This is a genomic window from Mucilaginibacter sp. GW822-FHT03E02 (assembly GCF_058801545.1).
In genome coordinates this window covers 3544022-3560106 of record NZ_JBXANJ010000001.1, presented here as the reverse complement: position 1 = coordinate 3560106, position 16085 = coordinate 3544022, and the positions used below count along the sequence as shown (strand labels likewise).

At 43.5% G+C, this 16085-nt stretch carries 11 protein-coding genes; 6 read left to right on the top strand and 5 right to left on the bottom strand.

Going from position 1 to position 16085, the window contains the following annotated elements; all coding sequences use genetic code 11:
• Positions 1–86: 86 nt before the first annotated feature.
• Positions 87–2732: a DEAD/DEAH box helicase gene (locus AC1RM2_RS14745; protein WP_492985905.1), complete on the bottom strand. Its 2646-nt coding sequence runs from the start codon at positions 2730–2732 to the stop codon at positions 87–89.
• 265 nt (positions 2733–2997) lie between these two features.
• Here AC1RM2_RS14745 and AC1RM2_RS14740 point away from each other — a divergent pair, with 265 nt between their 5' ends.
• Positions 2998–4671 (top strand): hypothetical protein, encoded by a 1674-nt coding sequence (locus tag AC1RM2_RS14740; RefSeq protein WP_492985903.1) that lies wholly within the window; start codon positions 2998–3000, stop codon positions 4669–4671.
• 132 nt (positions 4672–4803) lie between these two features.
• Here the strand turns inward: AC1RM2_RS14740 and AC1RM2_RS14735 are convergent, their stop codons facing one another.
• The 4 genes from AC1RM2_RS14735 to AC1RM2_RS14720 all read right to left on the bottom strand — a co-directional run bounded on the left by AC1RM2_RS14735 (position 4804) and on the right by AC1RM2_RS14720 (position 10390).
• Positions 4804–6120, bottom strand: a complete 1317-nt coding sequence (locus AC1RM2_RS14735) for a hypothetical protein (protein ID WP_492985901.1) — start codon at positions 6118–6120, stop codon at positions 4804–4806.
• Positions 6117–6500, bottom strand: a complete 384-nt coding sequence (locus AC1RM2_RS14730; protein WP_492985900.1) for a hypothetical protein — start codon at positions 6498–6500, stop codon at positions 6117–6119. Before AC1RM2_RS14730 ends, AC1RM2_RS14735 begins: the two co-directional genes overlap by 4 nt.
• Before the next feature lie 463 nt (positions 6501–6963).
• Positions 6964–8769 (bottom strand): serine hydrolase domain-containing protein, encoded by a 1806-nt coding sequence (locus AC1RM2_RS14725; protein WP_492985899.1) that lies wholly within the window; start codon positions 8767–8769, stop codon positions 6964–6966.
• Positions 8756–10390 (bottom strand): amidohydrolase, encoded by a 1635-nt coding sequence (locus AC1RM2_RS14720; protein WP_492985897.1) that lies wholly within the window; start codon positions 10388–10390, stop codon positions 8756–8758. Before AC1RM2_RS14720 ends, AC1RM2_RS14725 begins: the two co-directional genes overlap by 14 nt.
• A gap of 215 nt (positions 10391–10605) precedes the next feature.
• Between AC1RM2_RS14720 and mutL the strand changes: the two genes are divergently transcribed.
• The 5 genes from mutL to AC1RM2_RS14695 are packed head-to-tail and all read left to right on the top strand — an operon-like array spanning position 10606 to position 16081.
• Positions 10606–12468 carry a DNA mismatch repair endonuclease MutL gene (gene mutL, locus AC1RM2_RS14715; protein WP_492985895.1) on the top strand — a complete coding sequence of 621 codons (1863 nt, stop codon included), beginning with the start codon at positions 10606–10608 and terminating at the stop codon, positions 12466–12468.
• A gap of 21 nt (positions 12469–12489) precedes the next feature.
• A complete protein-coding gene (locus tag AC1RM2_RS14710; protein ID WP_492985893.1) occupies positions 12490–13200 on the top strand; it encodes a rhomboid family intramembrane serine protease in 711 nt (236 codons plus the stop codon).
• A gap of 48 nt (positions 13201–13248) precedes the next feature.
• On the top strand, positions 13249–14124 hold the full coding sequence (locus AC1RM2_RS14705; protein ID WP_492985891.1) for a rhomboid family intramembrane serine protease: 876 nt from the start codon (positions 13249–13251) through the stop codon (positions 14122–14124).
• Positions 14114–15229 carry an endonuclease/exonuclease/phosphatase family protein gene (locus AC1RM2_RS14700; RefSeq protein ID WP_492985890.1) on the top strand — a complete coding sequence of 372 codons (1116 nt, stop codon included), beginning with the start codon at positions 14114–14116 and terminating at the stop codon, positions 15227–15229. Before AC1RM2_RS14705 ends, AC1RM2_RS14700 begins: the two co-directional genes overlap by 11 nt.
• A gap of 9 nt (positions 15230–15238) precedes the next feature.
• Positions 15239–16081 (top strand): NAD-dependent epimerase/dehydratase family protein, encoded by an 843-nt coding sequence (locus AC1RM2_RS14695; RefSeq protein WP_492985888.1) that lies wholly within the window; start codon positions 15239–15241, stop codon positions 16079–16081.
• Positions 16082–16085 lie beyond the last annotated feature (4 nt).

Below are 16085 nucleotides of genomic sequence, written 5' to 3'. Positions count from 1 at the left end.
CATTTAAAAAAAAATCACCGCCATTGCCGCCTCCATTCAATTTTTCAGCTCAGATGTTTTCAGCATCAGGCTTCGGCATCAAATCTTCAAAACTGCGGCATTTTAAAGCGCATTACTATTTCGCCGGTTTCTTTGTCGACTTCCATTTTTTGGCCTTCAAAGCCCAGGTCTTTGCCGGTGGCCATTTTAAACATGCCGGATAAAAATTCCATGCCCTGGTTCATCACTTTTGCCATTGTTTGCATCTGTTCGTGCGGGTCGTAAGGCAATGTGGTATGGTTTGCCGTCGCGGTTTCGGTGGCGGCAGGTGCCGGGGCGGTATTTTCGTCGGCTACAATGGTGGTTATGGTTTCTTCAACAGCTTCCAACTCCAACGCGGGGCTATCGGCTACGGCTTGTTCGGCAGGGGCGGCAACAAAGGTCTCCATGATGTTTTCCAGTTCTTTCAGGAACTGGGCTTTGCCCGAGGCCGAAAAATCTACCACATCGGGGCCGTCTTCGTTATTGAGCACACCATCAAAAAGGCTTTGCTTTAGCGTAAGGCCCGATGCTATTTTGGTTTCGATAGAGCCTTTTGTAATTAAATTAATTACGGTTAGGTGTTTGCTTAACTGACCCAGGCGGTCGATACGCCCTATGCGCTGGTTTTTTTTGGCCGGGTTCCAGGGAAGCTCGAAGTTAATAACGGTATCGGCTACCTGCAGGTTAAGGCCGGCACCGCCCGCTTCGGTTGATAAAAAAACCTGGCAGTCTTCGTCGTTTTCAAATTTTTTAACCAGCTTATCCCTGTTTTTAATGGCCACCTGCCCGCTTAACTGGGCAAAGCCAATGCCGCATTCGTGCAGCATTTTGCCTATCAGGTGCAGCATGGTAACCCATTCAGAAAAAATGATGACCTTCTTTTTGTTGTTTTTAAGGTCGAGCTTCTCCAGCATAATGTGTTTAAGCTCGTGCAGTTTGGGCGAGGTGTTTGATTCTTTATCAACCAGGAAGGTAGAGTCGCATACCATGCGCATATTGCTCATGAGCAGCATCAGCTTTTGCAAATCAAACGGCGAAATGAATTTTTTACGTAAAATAGCGGCAATGCCTTTTGCATAGTTTGCGTGATAGGTAGCCTGGTCAATGTGCATTTCAACAGGCACCGTAATTTCTGTTAGCTGCGGCAGGTCTTTAATTACCCGCCGTTTTTCTCGCCTGATGAGGATGGGTTTCAGCCGTTCGTTTAGCTGCTGCAGATTATAGTAGCCGGTAATTTTATCTGTTTTGCTTTCGTCAAAATAGCAATGCTGGTATGAAAACTCCCATAAGGGGGCCAAAAACTGGGGGTTAATAAACTGAACGATGGAGTAAAGATCGATCAGCCTGTTTTCGATTGGGGTGCCGGTAATTACCAGAGCGTGCTTTTTCTCTAACAGTTTAATGCTTTGGGCGGTAATGGTCGAGAAGTTTTTAATCTTCTGGGCTTCGTCCAAAATAATAAAATCGGTTTCCATGCGGTTGATGGCACGCCAGTCGCGCAGTACGGTTTCGTAATTAACGATGATAAAATAGGCTTTGCTGTCGCGATAAATAGCTGCCCGTTCATCGGGGAAGCCATCGGCGATAGCGGCTTTTTCGTAACTGAATTTTTCTATTTCCTGTTTCCACTGCTCTTTTAACGAAGCCGGGCAAATGATGAGTGTGCGCCTGAAACCAAACAACTTCTTTTTCATTACCGCCGTGGCAATGGCCTGGATGGTTTTACCCAAGCCCATCTCGTCGGCAATAATTACCCCATCCCTAAAAGCGGCAAAGGCCACGCCATCCTGCTGGTAAGGGAACAGGGTGGTTTTCAGGAGGGAAAAATCTAACGGCTCTTCCCTTTGGGCCAGTTCCAGCATTTCCGCGTCCCAGGCCTGTTTTACTTTTTCTTCTACCTCGGGCCGCACCATAAACTGCGGATACTGACGGGCGCTTACTATAAAATTCAGGAAATCCTTTACGTTGTCTTCTTCTATGTATTTTTTTTCGCCAAAATAAGCAGTAATCAGTGCCGATATTTCAGGCTTTAGCGGGTGTGGGTGGTGCCAGGTAATGCGGTAATTGTTAAGCGGATCGAGGTAGATCTCGACAAATGGGTAAAACTTACTTAAGTTATTGTAAACTTCGGGCTGCGATTTAATGGCAGCGAAGGCAAACATTAAATGCTTGGTAGTACCCAGTTTATTAGTTTTTAAATCGGGGTTGTTAATATAGCCGGTTTCGTTTTCAAAATCACGAAGCGTTATTTTGTAGCTGTTGCCTTTTTCGTCGGTAAGTAAATGCTCGCCATAAATATTAGCGGCAAAGGTTATGGTATATTTTGCTTTTAATGCTTTTGCCCGGCGTTCGTCCAAAACCCTTTTCATCATACCTTCGCGGGTATAGGCCTTGCCTTCCAAAAGGGGTTTTAGGGTTGGTTTTTCCAATTCTTCTCCAATTTGCATTAGCGCGGCCAAACCGTAGGCGTCCCATTTTACAGGCTTGCCTTTTAATAAATATTGTGGGTTATCATCTTCGGGCGTTATAATCTTTGCCTCTACATCTTCTCCCTCATCGTCAAAAACCAAAACATCAAACCCTCGTGCCGACTGGCTTAATACCTGGCAATTTCCGCTGATGTACATCGCTTGCGCCTGGCGGTATATTACATCGGTAATTTCGGGGAGACTTTTAAATTCGGTTATATATTCTTTGACGGATTTTTGCATGTGTAAATTTTTTGCGTATAATCTGTTTCAAGTTTAATAAAGTTTATCAAATCATCCAACCAGCCGGCATAAAAATTGGGGTAAACATCAGAGACTTTCACGTATATTACTTATTACTTTGCATGTCGATGACAACGAAAATTATCGGGTCGGCAAAAAAACGTGTATGCTGACCGGGAAGTTTCAAAAACGATTCCCACACCTGCATGTTTTTTGCAGCCTGTTTAAATAATACCTGTTAATTTTACAGCATCATTAATAAGATATGGCGTTAACGCTTAAAAACTACGCTGCCACGTTACCGGCAGACCTACTACTGCAGGCGAAGAAAAATACCGTACGGGAATGTGACGAAACAGAAAAAGGCCACTTTGTAGCCTATGTTGACGACGGGAACGACAGTTTTGATGTTTCATTAACATTAAAAGCGGGCAATGAAATTACCCGGCACGGCTGCGAATGCAAAAGCACAGCCGGTTTTTGCAGGCACAAAGCGGCTTTAATAATGCACATTGCCAATGGGAAAAAGGCGAAAGAGGTTGTTAAGGTTAGTAAAAAGGAAAGTATTGCAGATGCGCTGCTGGGCAATGTTGACCCGGACAAACTGAAAGAGTGGGTAAAAGGGGTAATTGGTAAAAACAAGGACCTGGAGCTATCGTTTGTTCATCATTTTTCGGTTAAAGCCTTACCCACACCGGCCAAAGTGGTAAAGATAGTGAACGAGGCTGTTAAGGCCGTTGCCGGGAATAAGCGGACGATAGACCAGACGCAGCTAAAAAAACTGGTAGAGCTGTGGTGGGATATGCTGACCCCGATAGTGGAGCATTACCAGGCCAACGTTACCGACGAAAAATCGTTTGTTAACCTGCACACCATGCTGGAAACGTGTATAGCCTTTCAGTTTAAAGTTGACTCGGCAAGTAATAAGATTCCTAAATTTATTGAAGAGTGTTTACTAAAATCGGTAGAACATGTTAATATGCTGGAAGTGGAAGCCGCCTGGGACAAAGCCCTTAGCTATTTTGTAAACCATGTTCCGGATAGGATAAACAGCATCTGGCTGCATTACCTGGTGCACCTGCAAAATATTATTAATGCAAGTACACCGGAGCGAAAGGTAAAAATAATTGACTGGCTTGCCCGGCAGCTTGAAAAAAGCAATCCCGATACCTTAATTAACGGGGATAAGTATGTTAAATTTATTTTTGCATTGGTTGTTGAGGATGACCTATTTGCTAAATACAGCAAGATATTTAAACCCATTCGTTTTGATAACGAGTATAACAAAGCACTGCTTATCCTGTTGATTGCGCAAAACGAGTTGAAGCTTGCAAAAGAATTTTGCCATGAACAGATCAGTTACAACTACAGGGACGAGTACAGTGTAATTTATTGGGCGTTTTTAAAAGAAATTGCTTTAGCCGAAAAAGACGAGAAGTCGCTTGCAACTGTTTCGGCAGCTCTTTTTCCATGGACATTTAATTTTGACGACTACCTTTTTATTTCGCAGTCGCTGCCCGAAGAGGAGCGAAAAAAATGGCGCACCAAAATGCTTACTAAAGCGCGAAATACGTCGGGTACTTATAAAATGAACGCGGTGGCGTTTTATTTTAAACTGGCCGACACCGAGAAAACATATCGTAAAATGATAGAATACATTCGTTATAATACGCCGTACCCTATCATACTTCAATATTTTGAGCCGATGGCGATGACAGAAAAAGACAGGTTTTTAGAGGCTATGCTCAACAAATCTGACGATTACGGATGGGGTTGGAAAACAGACGATGATAGCGCCTGTTTTCCCGAATTATATAAGTTGTTTGTAAAACATTACACGGCCGATTATTTAAAAATGGTAATCAAAAGCGCCGAAAAAGAGCGGTATTATAGGCAAAATGACATCATCAGTTATATCAGGAAGCAATTGTATTTGTAGTTGATGGTGCCCGTGATCATCTGGCTTTTGCAAAACGTATGTTCGGGATGTTAATAATTGCCGGTCCGATGTTACTTCTGTATTTCATATAGATCATTGTAGAAATACTTTGCGCCTTAAAGGTATAAGCGTTTAAAACGTTTTAAAACTATTGGTTTTGGCATCCTGCTTGGTATTCAATGAATAAAACAAACTCAAAACGTTAATAAGTTGATTACCGTTTTTTATGTTAAACAATTGGTCGTTTTTAAAGTTTTTACCTACCGAATAGGATGCTGCAATTTGATCTGTGATTTTGTAGGTAAGTTCAAACCCATATTTATTGTCCCAGGCTTTTTTAGCTGCGGTATACGTTACCCCATCCACCACCAGTTGCGGCAGGTTGTTTGAACTTCGCCGTAACACTCCCCATAATGAGAGGGTAAATTTTTGCCGGGCATCTGTCGCATAGTTGACCCTGAAAATCCCATCGAAATTATTGGCGGCACTTACAGAATCGGTTTTAAACGCGCGGACATAACGCAAGGCTGCCGTACCGTCAAGGTGCCAGCTTTTAACAATATCGAAAGAATAATCTGACCATATAGCCATGTTTGAGTACCTTGAATAATTGAATTTATTGGTAGGGAATGCAATTGACAAAGCGCCGCTTACCTCCCAGTTGCTGGATTGCCGCAGGGCAGATGTTATGGAGTCTGTAGCTGCTTTGCCTATGGGTTTGTTCACTATCGTAAAATAAGCTGCCAGTACTTTACCAATATCCGCTTTTTTTGATGCCAGGCTTTGGCCGCTCATGCCCTTGAGGGATTGCTGCAATGTGTCTGACATGATTTTCAGTATTTGCGGCGCTTGGGTTTTCCATATTCCCGGCGGTGGTGTTTTTAAGCTGTCCAGGATGTCGTTCAGCAGGCCATCAACCGTTGCGGCCTTATTTGTAAGGATATAGAAAGTGAAATCATTTTGAAATGCCAGCATGTTATTTTGAATGGCAGAAAGGTAAGCTTTCAATTCTGCCTGTACCTTATTCCTCTTTTTTAGTCCTGTGAGTATGGGTATCCGAAAACCAAATCCCATGCTTTGTGCCGAATCCTTACCGTAAGGCGCTTTTGCCGACGCGAAGGACACCGAAAGGTTACGAAGGCTGAATCCGCTCTGATTAAGATAATCTTTATAGGTAAATTTAGGGTGATTGGAAAGCCAGTATGGCTTAAATTCAAATGCAAAGTTTTTGAGCAAACCAGTAGAGCCATCACCCGAACTTAAACTTTGGTAGGCGGCAGCCTGGAGCGCGCTCCAGGTATTAGGCTTTGATATTTCGGTGGGGTTTGTACCCAAAATGGTAAACGCGGGGGCCGACGAGGGTACTATAGACGAAACATCCTGCTCCTGGGCAAACAACCGGCCGAAGACAAATATTAAAACAAAAAGCGCTAAAATTTTTCGTTTCATACTTCTGAAAATGTAAGGGTTGTATCAAAAATCAGGCTTTCATTGGCACCTGGCGCAGCTGCAGAATCGCCTGCTTTCATATCGTCTGTAAGGTCATCCGTTGTACCAAGTGTTTTATCGGTAACATAATAGGTGATTATCACAGAATCGGTATCAGGGTTAATTTCCAGTACGTTTGAAATGACATCGACGCTTTTATCTTTAATATCGCTGCCTTTGCCGATAACAGCGTTAAATACCTCGGGTTTATAAATCTTGCCTTCAAAATTTTTAAATGTTGTTGCGCCTGCCTGTCCGTTACCTATCAATACGTGGAGATAATAACTGGAATTAATAGCTATCGTGATATCAATCTCTTTAGGAATGTAGTTGGATGCCATAACGATAAGAGTTTTAAGTTGTACCAATGTAGCAAATATTCCCCTAAGAAGTAAAAAAAGTTTTATTCCATCACTTTATTAGTGTTTTCATCGCCGATAAACAAAACATCAAAAAAATTAAACGAAATCAAGGGGGCTACCAATGGGGAGCAAGTAGCTAACAAGTATGTGGCAATAGATTGAGAAGGTGTTACATGGTAGCGGGGAGGGAGTAATGATGGGGCTTACTTTAACCCTTGCTAAAAGCCCTAAAATGGCCATGGCAGTGTTCTGATTTGCACAAAAAAGGTGTTCGGTCAATTCAAGTCCCGAATTTCTGTAAATGACTAAGTGGCTGATTGTCAACGTCGATAACTTATACCCTAAAATCAGCCCGAACATTTAATGGGTTGGTTAATAATCAATTAAGTGTTCGGATATTTTCATACATACTTATGGGTTCTCAAAAGCGAACACATGGTTACTACATCCCTTTATTGATAGCCTCATACACCACATCCTGTATCCTTGGCCTGATGTTGAGGCTGCCCAGCTTACTGCCCACATTGGGATGCACCCGGTTACTCAGGAAGATATATACCAGGTTGTACTTAGGATCAACCCAAACGCAGGTACCCGTAAACCCGGTGTGGCCAAAAGTTTGGTCGGAAGCCAGTTTGGATGGGTAGTGCCTGTCGGCAATAGGGTCCCATCTGTCGAACCCCAACCCTCGCCTGCTCACCGGCGATTGTTTGGAGGTAAACAGGTCTACCACCTCGGGCTTAAAGAATTGTACGCCGCCGTACGTGCCTTTGTTCAGCAGCATCTGGTATAGTATGGCTACATCATTGGCGCTGGCAAACAGGCCGGCATGGCCGGCAACGCCGCCTTTGAGTGCGGCAGTAGGATCATGCACGTAACCATCCAATAAACTCATGCGGTATTCCTGGTCGTTTTCGGTAGGGATGATCTGCGCCTGGCTAAACCTGTGCAACGGTAAAAAACCAGCTGTTTGCATACCCAGCGGGGTATAAAACTGCTGCTGCACATACACATTCTCGGGGATGGAGGTAATGTTTTCTACCACCTCCTGCATAAACAACATACTTACGTCGCTGTACACGTACTGTCCCCGGGTTTTCAATGGCGAGTTAAGCATATCAGGCAACATTACGTCTTTAAAATAATCCTTCCGCAAAAAGTAATGTTCAGATACCCTGGTAGGGTAGGCGGCCGAGGAATCGGTACTATGGTCAGATGGTTTTACCTTTTCGAACGATTGGATATCCGGAATAAATCCTGCCTGGTGCAATAATATTTCGCGCAGCTTTACATCGTTTTTATTGCTGGTACGGGCCAGCGGCAGGTAATCGCCTAAGGTATTTTCAACACTTAGTTTGCCCTGGTCAACCAGTTGCATGGCCTCTACCGTGGTAGCCGATATTTTGGTCATGGATGCCAGGTCGAAGATATCGGTCAGCTTATCCGGCATTACGTTATCGTAGGTATGGTAGCCATAGGCTTTATTAAATATCACCTTGCCATCTTTGGCAACCAGTACTACACAGCCTGGAGTGGCATGTTGGGTAATGGCCTCGCGGGCTATCTGGTCAATCTCCTGTAAGTTATTGGAGTTGATGCCCACATCTTCGGGTACGCTGTATTGCAGCCTGGTTTGCTGGGTAACAAACCCCATACCACTGCTATAAACTGGCGAATAGGTTTTGGCCAGTTTTTGTGTAATGGCTACCCCTCCGAATATGGCCTGGGCCGCATACGAAGCCGATACCGGCGATACCCTTTCGGACCAGATCACCGGCACTGTTACATTATTTAGCTTGCTTAATAGTGCGCCATTTCCAAATGCGGCAATAACCACACTCTTTAGTTTTTGATTGGTGCTGATAAAATCCAGTAGTTGCGGGTTACTCAGGTCGGCATCATTTACCTGTAAAACAATGGTGTTGTACCACTTTAAATCGGCAGCAAGAGCGTTCAGGTTTTTACCTGAGCCATCAAACACCTGCACTTTGCAGTATTTATTAAGCAAACTATCAAAAACGCCGGCGTATTGGTTGGTAAAATGCACGCTGGCAATTTTTAAATCTTCCAGCTTTTGCAGCGGAATAGTATATTGAGCGTTGTTGAGCAAAACGGTTGAGTTTTGAACCAATCGTTCTTCGGCAACATAGGCACGCCCGGTAAAAGGTGGATTTTGAGCGCAGGCGGTATTAAATAATGCAAACCCCAACAGTACTACAGAGACACAGCCCCATTTATTTTTTATCATATACTTTAACTCCGTTTATATAGGTTTGGGTTACTTTGGTAGTTGGTAATTCGGCGCCTTTTACTTTCATGATATCTTTATCCAGTATTACAAAATCGGCATACTTGCCCGGTTCAATACTGCCTTTTTCTTTTTCTTCAAAGTTGGCTTTTGCGGCCCATATGGTTATTCCTCTTAGTGCTTCGGTACGGCTTAAAGCATTTTCCTTTTGGAAACCGTGTTCAGGAAAACCCTTCAGATCTTGCCGCTCTACCGCTGCATAAAACGTATACATGGGGTTAATGTTTTCTACCGGGAAATCTGTTCCAAGCGGGATCCATCCGTTTTGTTGTAGCAGCGTTTTATAAATGTAGCCCGATGATCTCAGTCGTTTATCACCCAGGCGCTTGCCGGCCCAGTACATATCTGATGTAGCATGCGTGGGTTGTACGGATGGGATAATGCTGTTATCGCCAAAAAGTTTAACATCCTCCGGCGCAACAATCTGCGAATGCTCTATCCTCCAGCGGCGGTCGTTTTTGCCTTTTAAAACAGATGCATATATTTTTAACATTACCCTGTTGGCCGAATCGCCGATGGCATGGGTGCACATCTGGAAGCCTTTGGCTGCAATTTTTTTTGCTACCTCCTCAAAGTGGGCCTGGCTGCTCAATAAAAAGCCACTCCATTTTGGCTGGTCGGCATAGGGTTTCAGTAAACAGGCCCCCCTGGAGCCCAAAGCGCCATCGGCATAAACCTTAAACGCGCGAACATTTAGGCCCGGCGTTTTAAACGCGCCACGTTTAAACAGGTAATCGTAATTCTCAGGCCTGTCTGATAGCATGACATACATGCGCATTTTTAATGATCCTTTATGCTGCAAATCGGCAATGGTATTAATCATGGTATAAGGCAGCCCACAATCATCAACTGTGGTTAAGCCAACCGCAAAACAGTTTTTTTGTGCCGATAACAGGGCGCTCTCCACAACCGGGGCACTTGGCTCAGGTACCTTACGGGTAACAATGCCCATTGCATTATCAACCATAAGGCCGGTAAGCTTCCCATTGACGGTTTCTATCTCGCCGCCGGTTATGGCTTGCCCTGGTTTTACGCCTGCAATGTTTAAAGCAGCCTGGTTGGCAATAATAGCATGCCCGTCAACCCGGCTCAATATTACCGGGCGCACCGGGAACAGGCTATCCAGTTTGGCTTTGTCCGGAAACTGCTTTTTAGCCCAATCGTTTTGGTCCCAGCCCCGGCCAATAATCCAGCCATCGGGATTGCGTGTGGAGTAGGCCTGAACAGAATCAACTACCTCGCCCCAGCTTTTGGTGCCATCCAGGTTTACTTCCTGCAGGCCTAATCCATATTCATAAAAATGGGCGTGGGCATCAATAAAGCCAGGATAAACGGCAGCGCCTTTGGCATCAACCACTTCGTGAGCCAGGTATTTTTGCTCTAACGTATCGGCGTTGCCAACGGCTACAATTTTACCTTTGCTTACCACAAATGCGTTGGCTGTAGTAAAAGCGCTATCAACGGTATAAACAACCGCGTTTTTTATTAACAAATCGGCATTATACTCTTTTTGTTTGCAGGCTGCAGCCAGGAGCAGCAGCGCCGGCAATAGTTTTTTCATAAGCTTTTAAAAGTATCAAGTATTAAGTATCATGTATCAAGAACGCTCGCAATGTTGAATAGTTTGCAAATTACCTGTAGATACTGATCAATTACAAAACTAATGTATTCTCAGCCAAATCTTGATACTTACTACTTGATACTACAAAACCATAAAGTTATGCCTTCAAATATTTAATTTAGCATCGAAAACGAAATTGAAGGGAATTTTTTTAAATGTCAGATATAATTCAGCTTTTACCAGATGCCGTTGCCAACCAGATTGCCGCTGGCGAGGTGGTACAACGACCGGCATCGGCGGTAAAAGAATTGGTGGAGAACGCTATTGATGCCGGGGCGGGTAAAATACAGCTTATTATTAAAGATGCCGGAAAATCATTGATACAGGTTATTGATGATGGTTGCGGCATGAGCCTAACCGATGCCCGCATGTGCTTTGAGCGGCATGCTACCTCCAAAATTCGCAAGGCCGAAGACCTGTTCGCCATCCGCACTATGGGTTTCAGGGGCGAGGCCATGGCATCGATAGCCGCTATTGCGCAGGTGGAATTAAAAACCCGCCGATATGAAGATGAGCTGGGTACCTGTATTTTTATCGAAGGGTCGGAAGTGATTAGCCAGGAGGCCTGTTCGGCTAATACAGGGACATCCATATCCATCAAAAACTTATTTTATAACACCCCCGCCCGCCGTAACTTTTTAAAAAGTAACCCGGTAGAAATGCGCCATATCATCGACGAATTTCAACGGGTTGCGCTGGCCAATCCACAAATATTTTTTACCCTGCACCATGATGGTCAGGAAGTTTATCATTTGCCCGGCGCTGCTTTAAAGCAACGGATAGTGCACCTGTTTGGCAATAACTATAACCAGCGCCTGGTGCCGGTTGAAGAAGATACAACCATTATTAATCTGCGTGGTTTTGTTGGCAAGCCTGAGTTTGCCCGTAAAACACGGGGCGAACAATTCTTTTTTGTAAACTACCGCTTTATCCGCGATGCGTATTTGAACCACGCCGTACTTACAGCCTTTGAGGAGTTGTTGCCCGATGATTGTTACCCGTTTTACGTACTGTTCATCGATATCGATCCATCAAAGATTGATATTAACGTACATCCTACCAAAACCGAGATCAAGTACCAGGATGAGAAGGCCATTTATGCCATCATCCGCTCGGCAGTAAAACGGTCTTTAGGCAGGTATAACATTACCCCAAGTTTGGATTTTGATCAGGAAAACAGCATTGAACACCTGATAACGCCGAAACCATTCGAGGAGATTATTGCGCCAACAATTTCATTCAACCCGGATTTTAACCCGTTTGCTGCCGAGAAAAAAGCGGCAACGCGCGAGCAACACCCCTTTTTGAGGGACAGCAACGATTATCGCAACACCCCTATACCCAATAACTGGGATACCCTGTACGAGATAAGCAAAAAGGAAACCAGCCTGCAGCAACAGATGCACGAGGAAAAAAGCATTGCTGTTGATGAGCAGGAGGTAAGCAAACCCAGCGAACGGCAGTTGTTTCAAATCCATAACCGGTTTATTTTGTCGCAAATTAAATCGGGCTTTATGCTGATAGGGCAGCAGGCCGCTCATGAGCGTATTTTGTATGAGCGTTTTTTACAGCAACTACAGCACCATTCGGGCGTAAGTCAGCAAAGTTTATTTCCGCAATCGGTAACACTAAACGGCAGCGATTTTGAGTTATTGAGGGAGCTTTTGCCCGATATTAAGGCCCTGGGCTTTGACATTCGCGAGTTTGGCAAAAACACCGTGGTTGTTGACGGCATACCGGCCGATTTGAGCAATGTTGACGAACACGAACTTTTAGAACATTTACTGGAAGGGTTTAAAAACAATATGGCCATTTTAAAAGTAGATAAGCGGGATAACCTTGCAAGGTCATTAGCCCGTAATGCTGCGCTTAAAACAGGCACTAAATTATCGCTGGAAGAGATGAACCAGCTTATCGACCAGCTTTTTGCCTGCCAATCGCCTAACCAGGCATTGAACGGTAAGCCCGTAATCAGTACATTTACGCTGGCCGAACTAATGGAACGCTTTGAAAAATAGCCCCAGGGCTTTAACTATACTATGAACGGATACAATCAATCGCCTTTTGCCAATATCACACCAGTAGTAAAAAACCTGCTGATTATAAATATTTTGTTTTTTATAGGAGATCTTACCATCGGGAAATATATTCCTAAGATAATGCAGGTTTTACCTGTTTATTATTTTAATTCTCCATTTTTTAGGCCCTGGGAAATAATTACCTACATGTTTATGCACGCGGGTATCGGGCATATCTTTTTTAACATGTTCGCGCTGTTTTCTTTTGGCCCTATCCTGGAGTATGCCATGGGATCAAAAAAATTTTTCAATCTGTATTTTTTATGCGGAATAGGTGGGGTTCTTTGTAATTTTGCAGTTCAGGCGTGTGAAGTACATGCTATAACAGGCACATTTACCATATCGCATCCAGAACTTCAATCAACATTTGATCAATATCTTGGGGGAGGCGACAAGCTTGCAGCTATTTACTACACACCAACAGTAGGAGCATCAGGTGCGATATTTGGTTTGCTGGTGGCCTTTGGCATGTTGTATCCGAACCTTGAATTAATGATCATGTTTATACCTGTGCCCATCAAGGCAAAATATATTATACCAATATATGTTGTTATAGAGCTATTTATGGGATATGAAAAATTTTCATGGGATCCGGTAGCACACTTTGCCCACCTTGGCGGCGCATTAATTGGTTATATTATGGTAAAAATTTGGCGATTGCAACATAACTAACAATTTTTAACAATAAACAGGAGTTATCAAATTAATAAAGGTTTTATTATGAGCACCCTTTGGCAAAATATCCAATACAAAATGTTGCGGTCGGGCAATAAGCTCAACCTGCTTATTGGTATCAATGTGATTGTTTTTTTGGCGATAAATCTAACGGCAATTGTCGAGCAGCTTTTTACAGGTTTCGGCAATAGCGCGATCCTGCGATACACCAACGAGTACCTGCTGTTGCCGGCAAGCCTGTCAAAACTGTTAATTCATTCATGGACGTTGCTTACTTACATGTTTATGCATGCCGGTGTATTGCATATCCTGTTTAATATGCTTTGGCTATATTGGATGGGGCAGATTTTTGAGGAATATTTGGGCAACAAGCGAACTATAGGTTTATATATCATGGGTGGCCTTGCCGGGGCTTTTATGTATGTGTTATGCTTGAATGTGTTACCAGCGTTTACAGCCTTACATGCTGCCGAGGGTAGTACAATTGTTGGTGCATCGGCAAGTGTAATGGCCATTGTTGTGGCAACTGCTACACTTTTGCCAAACTATACTATATCATTGATACTGATAGGGCCGGTAAAACTAAAATGGCTGGTGCTGTTTATACTTGTTATAGATTTCCTTGGTATCATAGGCCCTAATGCCGGTGGCGAAATAGCCCACCTTGGAGGAGCGCTACTCGGTTTTATCTACATTAAACAACTGCAGCGTGGCCACGATTGGATAACCGGCATTGCCAATATCTTCAAATCAAAGTCAAAATTAAAGGTTGTATACAGCAATACCGGTAAAAACAGCGCTGAATATCCCCGCCAGGACGAAATTGACCGTATATTAGATAAAATATCACAAACAGGCGTTGATAGCCTGAGCAGACAGGAGAAAGAGACATTATCCCGCGCAAGCAAGAATGAAAAATAAAAAAAGTGGATTAGGTTTTATTGATAAAGTATTTTTATGGATAAACCTGCTGCTTTGCGTTGCTTTATTGCTTAGTTATCTTGCACCCTCCGTTAACCCCAAAACTTTTTGGCCGATTGCTTTTTTTGGCCTTGCCTACCCGCCAATACTTTTGCTTAATGTAATCATGATGCTGGTTTGGCTGTTGCGCTGGCGCTGGCCGGCGGCGCTTTCTATGATCACAATTTTGATTGGCTGGGGTGTGCTCAATAACAATGTGGGATTGAGTACGGCATCAACATTTTCGCCGGCACCGGGTATCAACTCGGTAAGGATGATGACCTACAACGTTCATAACTTTAAACATTATGGGTCAAAAAATGATGTATCTACCAAGCACGAGATCCTGGAACTCATTAATGATCAAAAGCCGGATATTATCGGTTTCCAGGAGTTTTATACCCGCTATAAGGGCGAGTACGATATGCGCGACTCTATTGTAAAAATAATGGGCGCCAATAATTACTATTTCGAGCCGCTTAATTTCAATAGTTCGGAGGCAATCGGGATGGCTGTTTTCTCAAAGTATCCCATTGTAGCCAAAGGCTTAATCCAACTGGCTGCCGATAGGTCATCGGCAAACCAGTGTTTGTACATCGATGTAAAAAAAGGCGAAAAAACATTCAGGGTTTACAGCCTTCATTTACAATCAATAAAATTTAACCCCGAGGATTATAAATACCTTGATAGCGTATCAAAAAAAGGTAAAACAGATATACAATCAACCAAAAGGCTGGGCGGTAAATTGAAGACGGCATTTATAAAGCGTAGCGAACAGGTTTTTAAAATAAAAGCCCATGCTGCGCAATGCCCATATCCCTATATTATATCCGGCGATTTTAACGATACGCCAACATCTTTTGCGGTAAACCAAATGGCAAAAGGCCTTAAAAACGCCTTCCGCGAAAAAGGTGCCGGTTTTGGGCGTACCTACAATGGCGACTTCCCCAACTACCAGATTGATTATATTATGGTGAGCCCGCAGTTTGATGTGGCATCGTACCTGATTATCGAGAAAAAGCTTTCTGACCACTTTCCGCTACGAAGCGACCTGGTTTTAAATTAAATATCGGACATGAAAATTCTGGTTACCGGTTCATCCGGTCAGTTAGGTTCGGCCACCGTAAAACATTTAAAGGCGTTTGGCCATCATGTTACAGGTATTGATCTGATACCCGCGGCTACTACGAATGATATTATCGACATAAAAAACAAAAGCGAGACCGAAAGCCTTTGCCGCGGGTTTGATGCCATTATTCATACTGCAGCCGTACATGGCAAGCACTATGAGCTTAATTACCCAAGGGAAGCTTTTATACAAACAAATATTATTGGTACGCTTAATTTACTTAATGCCTGTGTTAAACACGGTGTAAACAGGTTTTTGTATACCAGCACAACATCCATTTATGGGAGCGCTTTAGTTGACCACGCGAAGGCAGTTTGGGTGGATGAAAATCTGCCCGAAAAACCACGTGATATTTATGATATCACCAAGCAAACAACCGAGCAGCTTTGCAAAGATTTTTTTTATAAAGAAGGCCTGCAAACATCTGTATATCGGGTTGGGCGGTTTTTGCCCGAGGAAGATAACCTTAAAATAAATCACCGGATTTATAGAGGCCTGGATGAGCGCGATGGTGCCGAGGCTTTACGATTGGCATTGGGTATAACATTTTCCGATTTTGAAATCTTTAATATATCCAGCGGGTCGCCATTTGGTAAGGATGATCTTGTGCTGCTTAAACACAACCCTGAAGGAGTTATCCTTAAATATTTCCCCCAAGCCAAAGATATCTATCGCCGTAAAAACTGGGTATTCCCCGGAAGTATTGATCGTGTTTATGTTTGCGATAAAGCAAAACAGGTTTTGGGCTATCGGCCCAAATTTGATTTCGAACATTTATTGCATCAATAAAGAT

What these genes read in the sequence shown, in the direction of transcription:
- AC1RM2_RS14745 (WP_492985905.1), bottom strand. Translation starts at nt 2,732, where the DNA reads ATGCAAAAATCCGTCAAAGAATATATAACCGAATTTAAAAGTCTCCCC.
- AC1RM2_RS14740 (WP_492985903.1), top strand. Translation starts at nt 2,998, where the DNA reads ATGGCGTTAACGCTTAAAAACTACGCTGCCACGTTACCGGCAGACCTA.
- AC1RM2_RS14735 (WP_492985901.1), bottom strand. Translation starts at nt 6,120, where the DNA reads ATGAAACGAAAAATTTTAGCGCTTTTTGTTTTAATATTTGTCTTCGGC.
- AC1RM2_RS14730 (WP_492985900.1), bottom strand. Translation starts at nt 6,500, where the DNA reads ATGGCATCCAACTACATTCCTAAAGAGATTGATATCACGATAGCTATT.
- AC1RM2_RS14725 (WP_492985899.1), bottom strand. Translation starts at nt 8,769, where the DNA reads ATGATAAAAAATAAATGGGGCTGTGTCTCTGTAGTACTGTTGGGGTTT.
- AC1RM2_RS14720 (WP_492985897.1), bottom strand. Translation starts at nt 10,390, where the DNA reads ATGAAAAAACTATTGCCGGCGCTGCTGCTCCTGGCTGCAGCCTGCAAA.
- mutL (WP_492985895.1), top strand. Translation starts at nt 10,606, where the DNA reads ATGTCAGATATAATTCAGCTTTTACCAGATGCCGTTGCCAACCAGATT.
- AC1RM2_RS14710 (WP_492985893.1), top strand. Translation starts at nt 12,490, where the DNA reads ATGAACGGATACAATCAATCGCCTTTTGCCAATATCACACCAGTAGTA.
- AC1RM2_RS14705 (WP_492985891.1), top strand. Translation starts at nt 13,249, where the DNA reads ATGAGCACCCTTTGGCAAAATATCCAATACAAAATGTTGCGGTCGGGC.
- AC1RM2_RS14700 (WP_492985890.1), top strand. Translation starts at nt 14,114, where the DNA reads ATGAAAAATAAAAAAAGTGGATTAGGTTTTATTGATAAAGTATTTTTA.
- AC1RM2_RS14695 (WP_492985888.1), top strand. Translation starts at nt 15,239, where the DNA reads ATGAAAATTCTGGTTACCGGTTCATCCGGTCAGTTAGGTTCGGCCACC.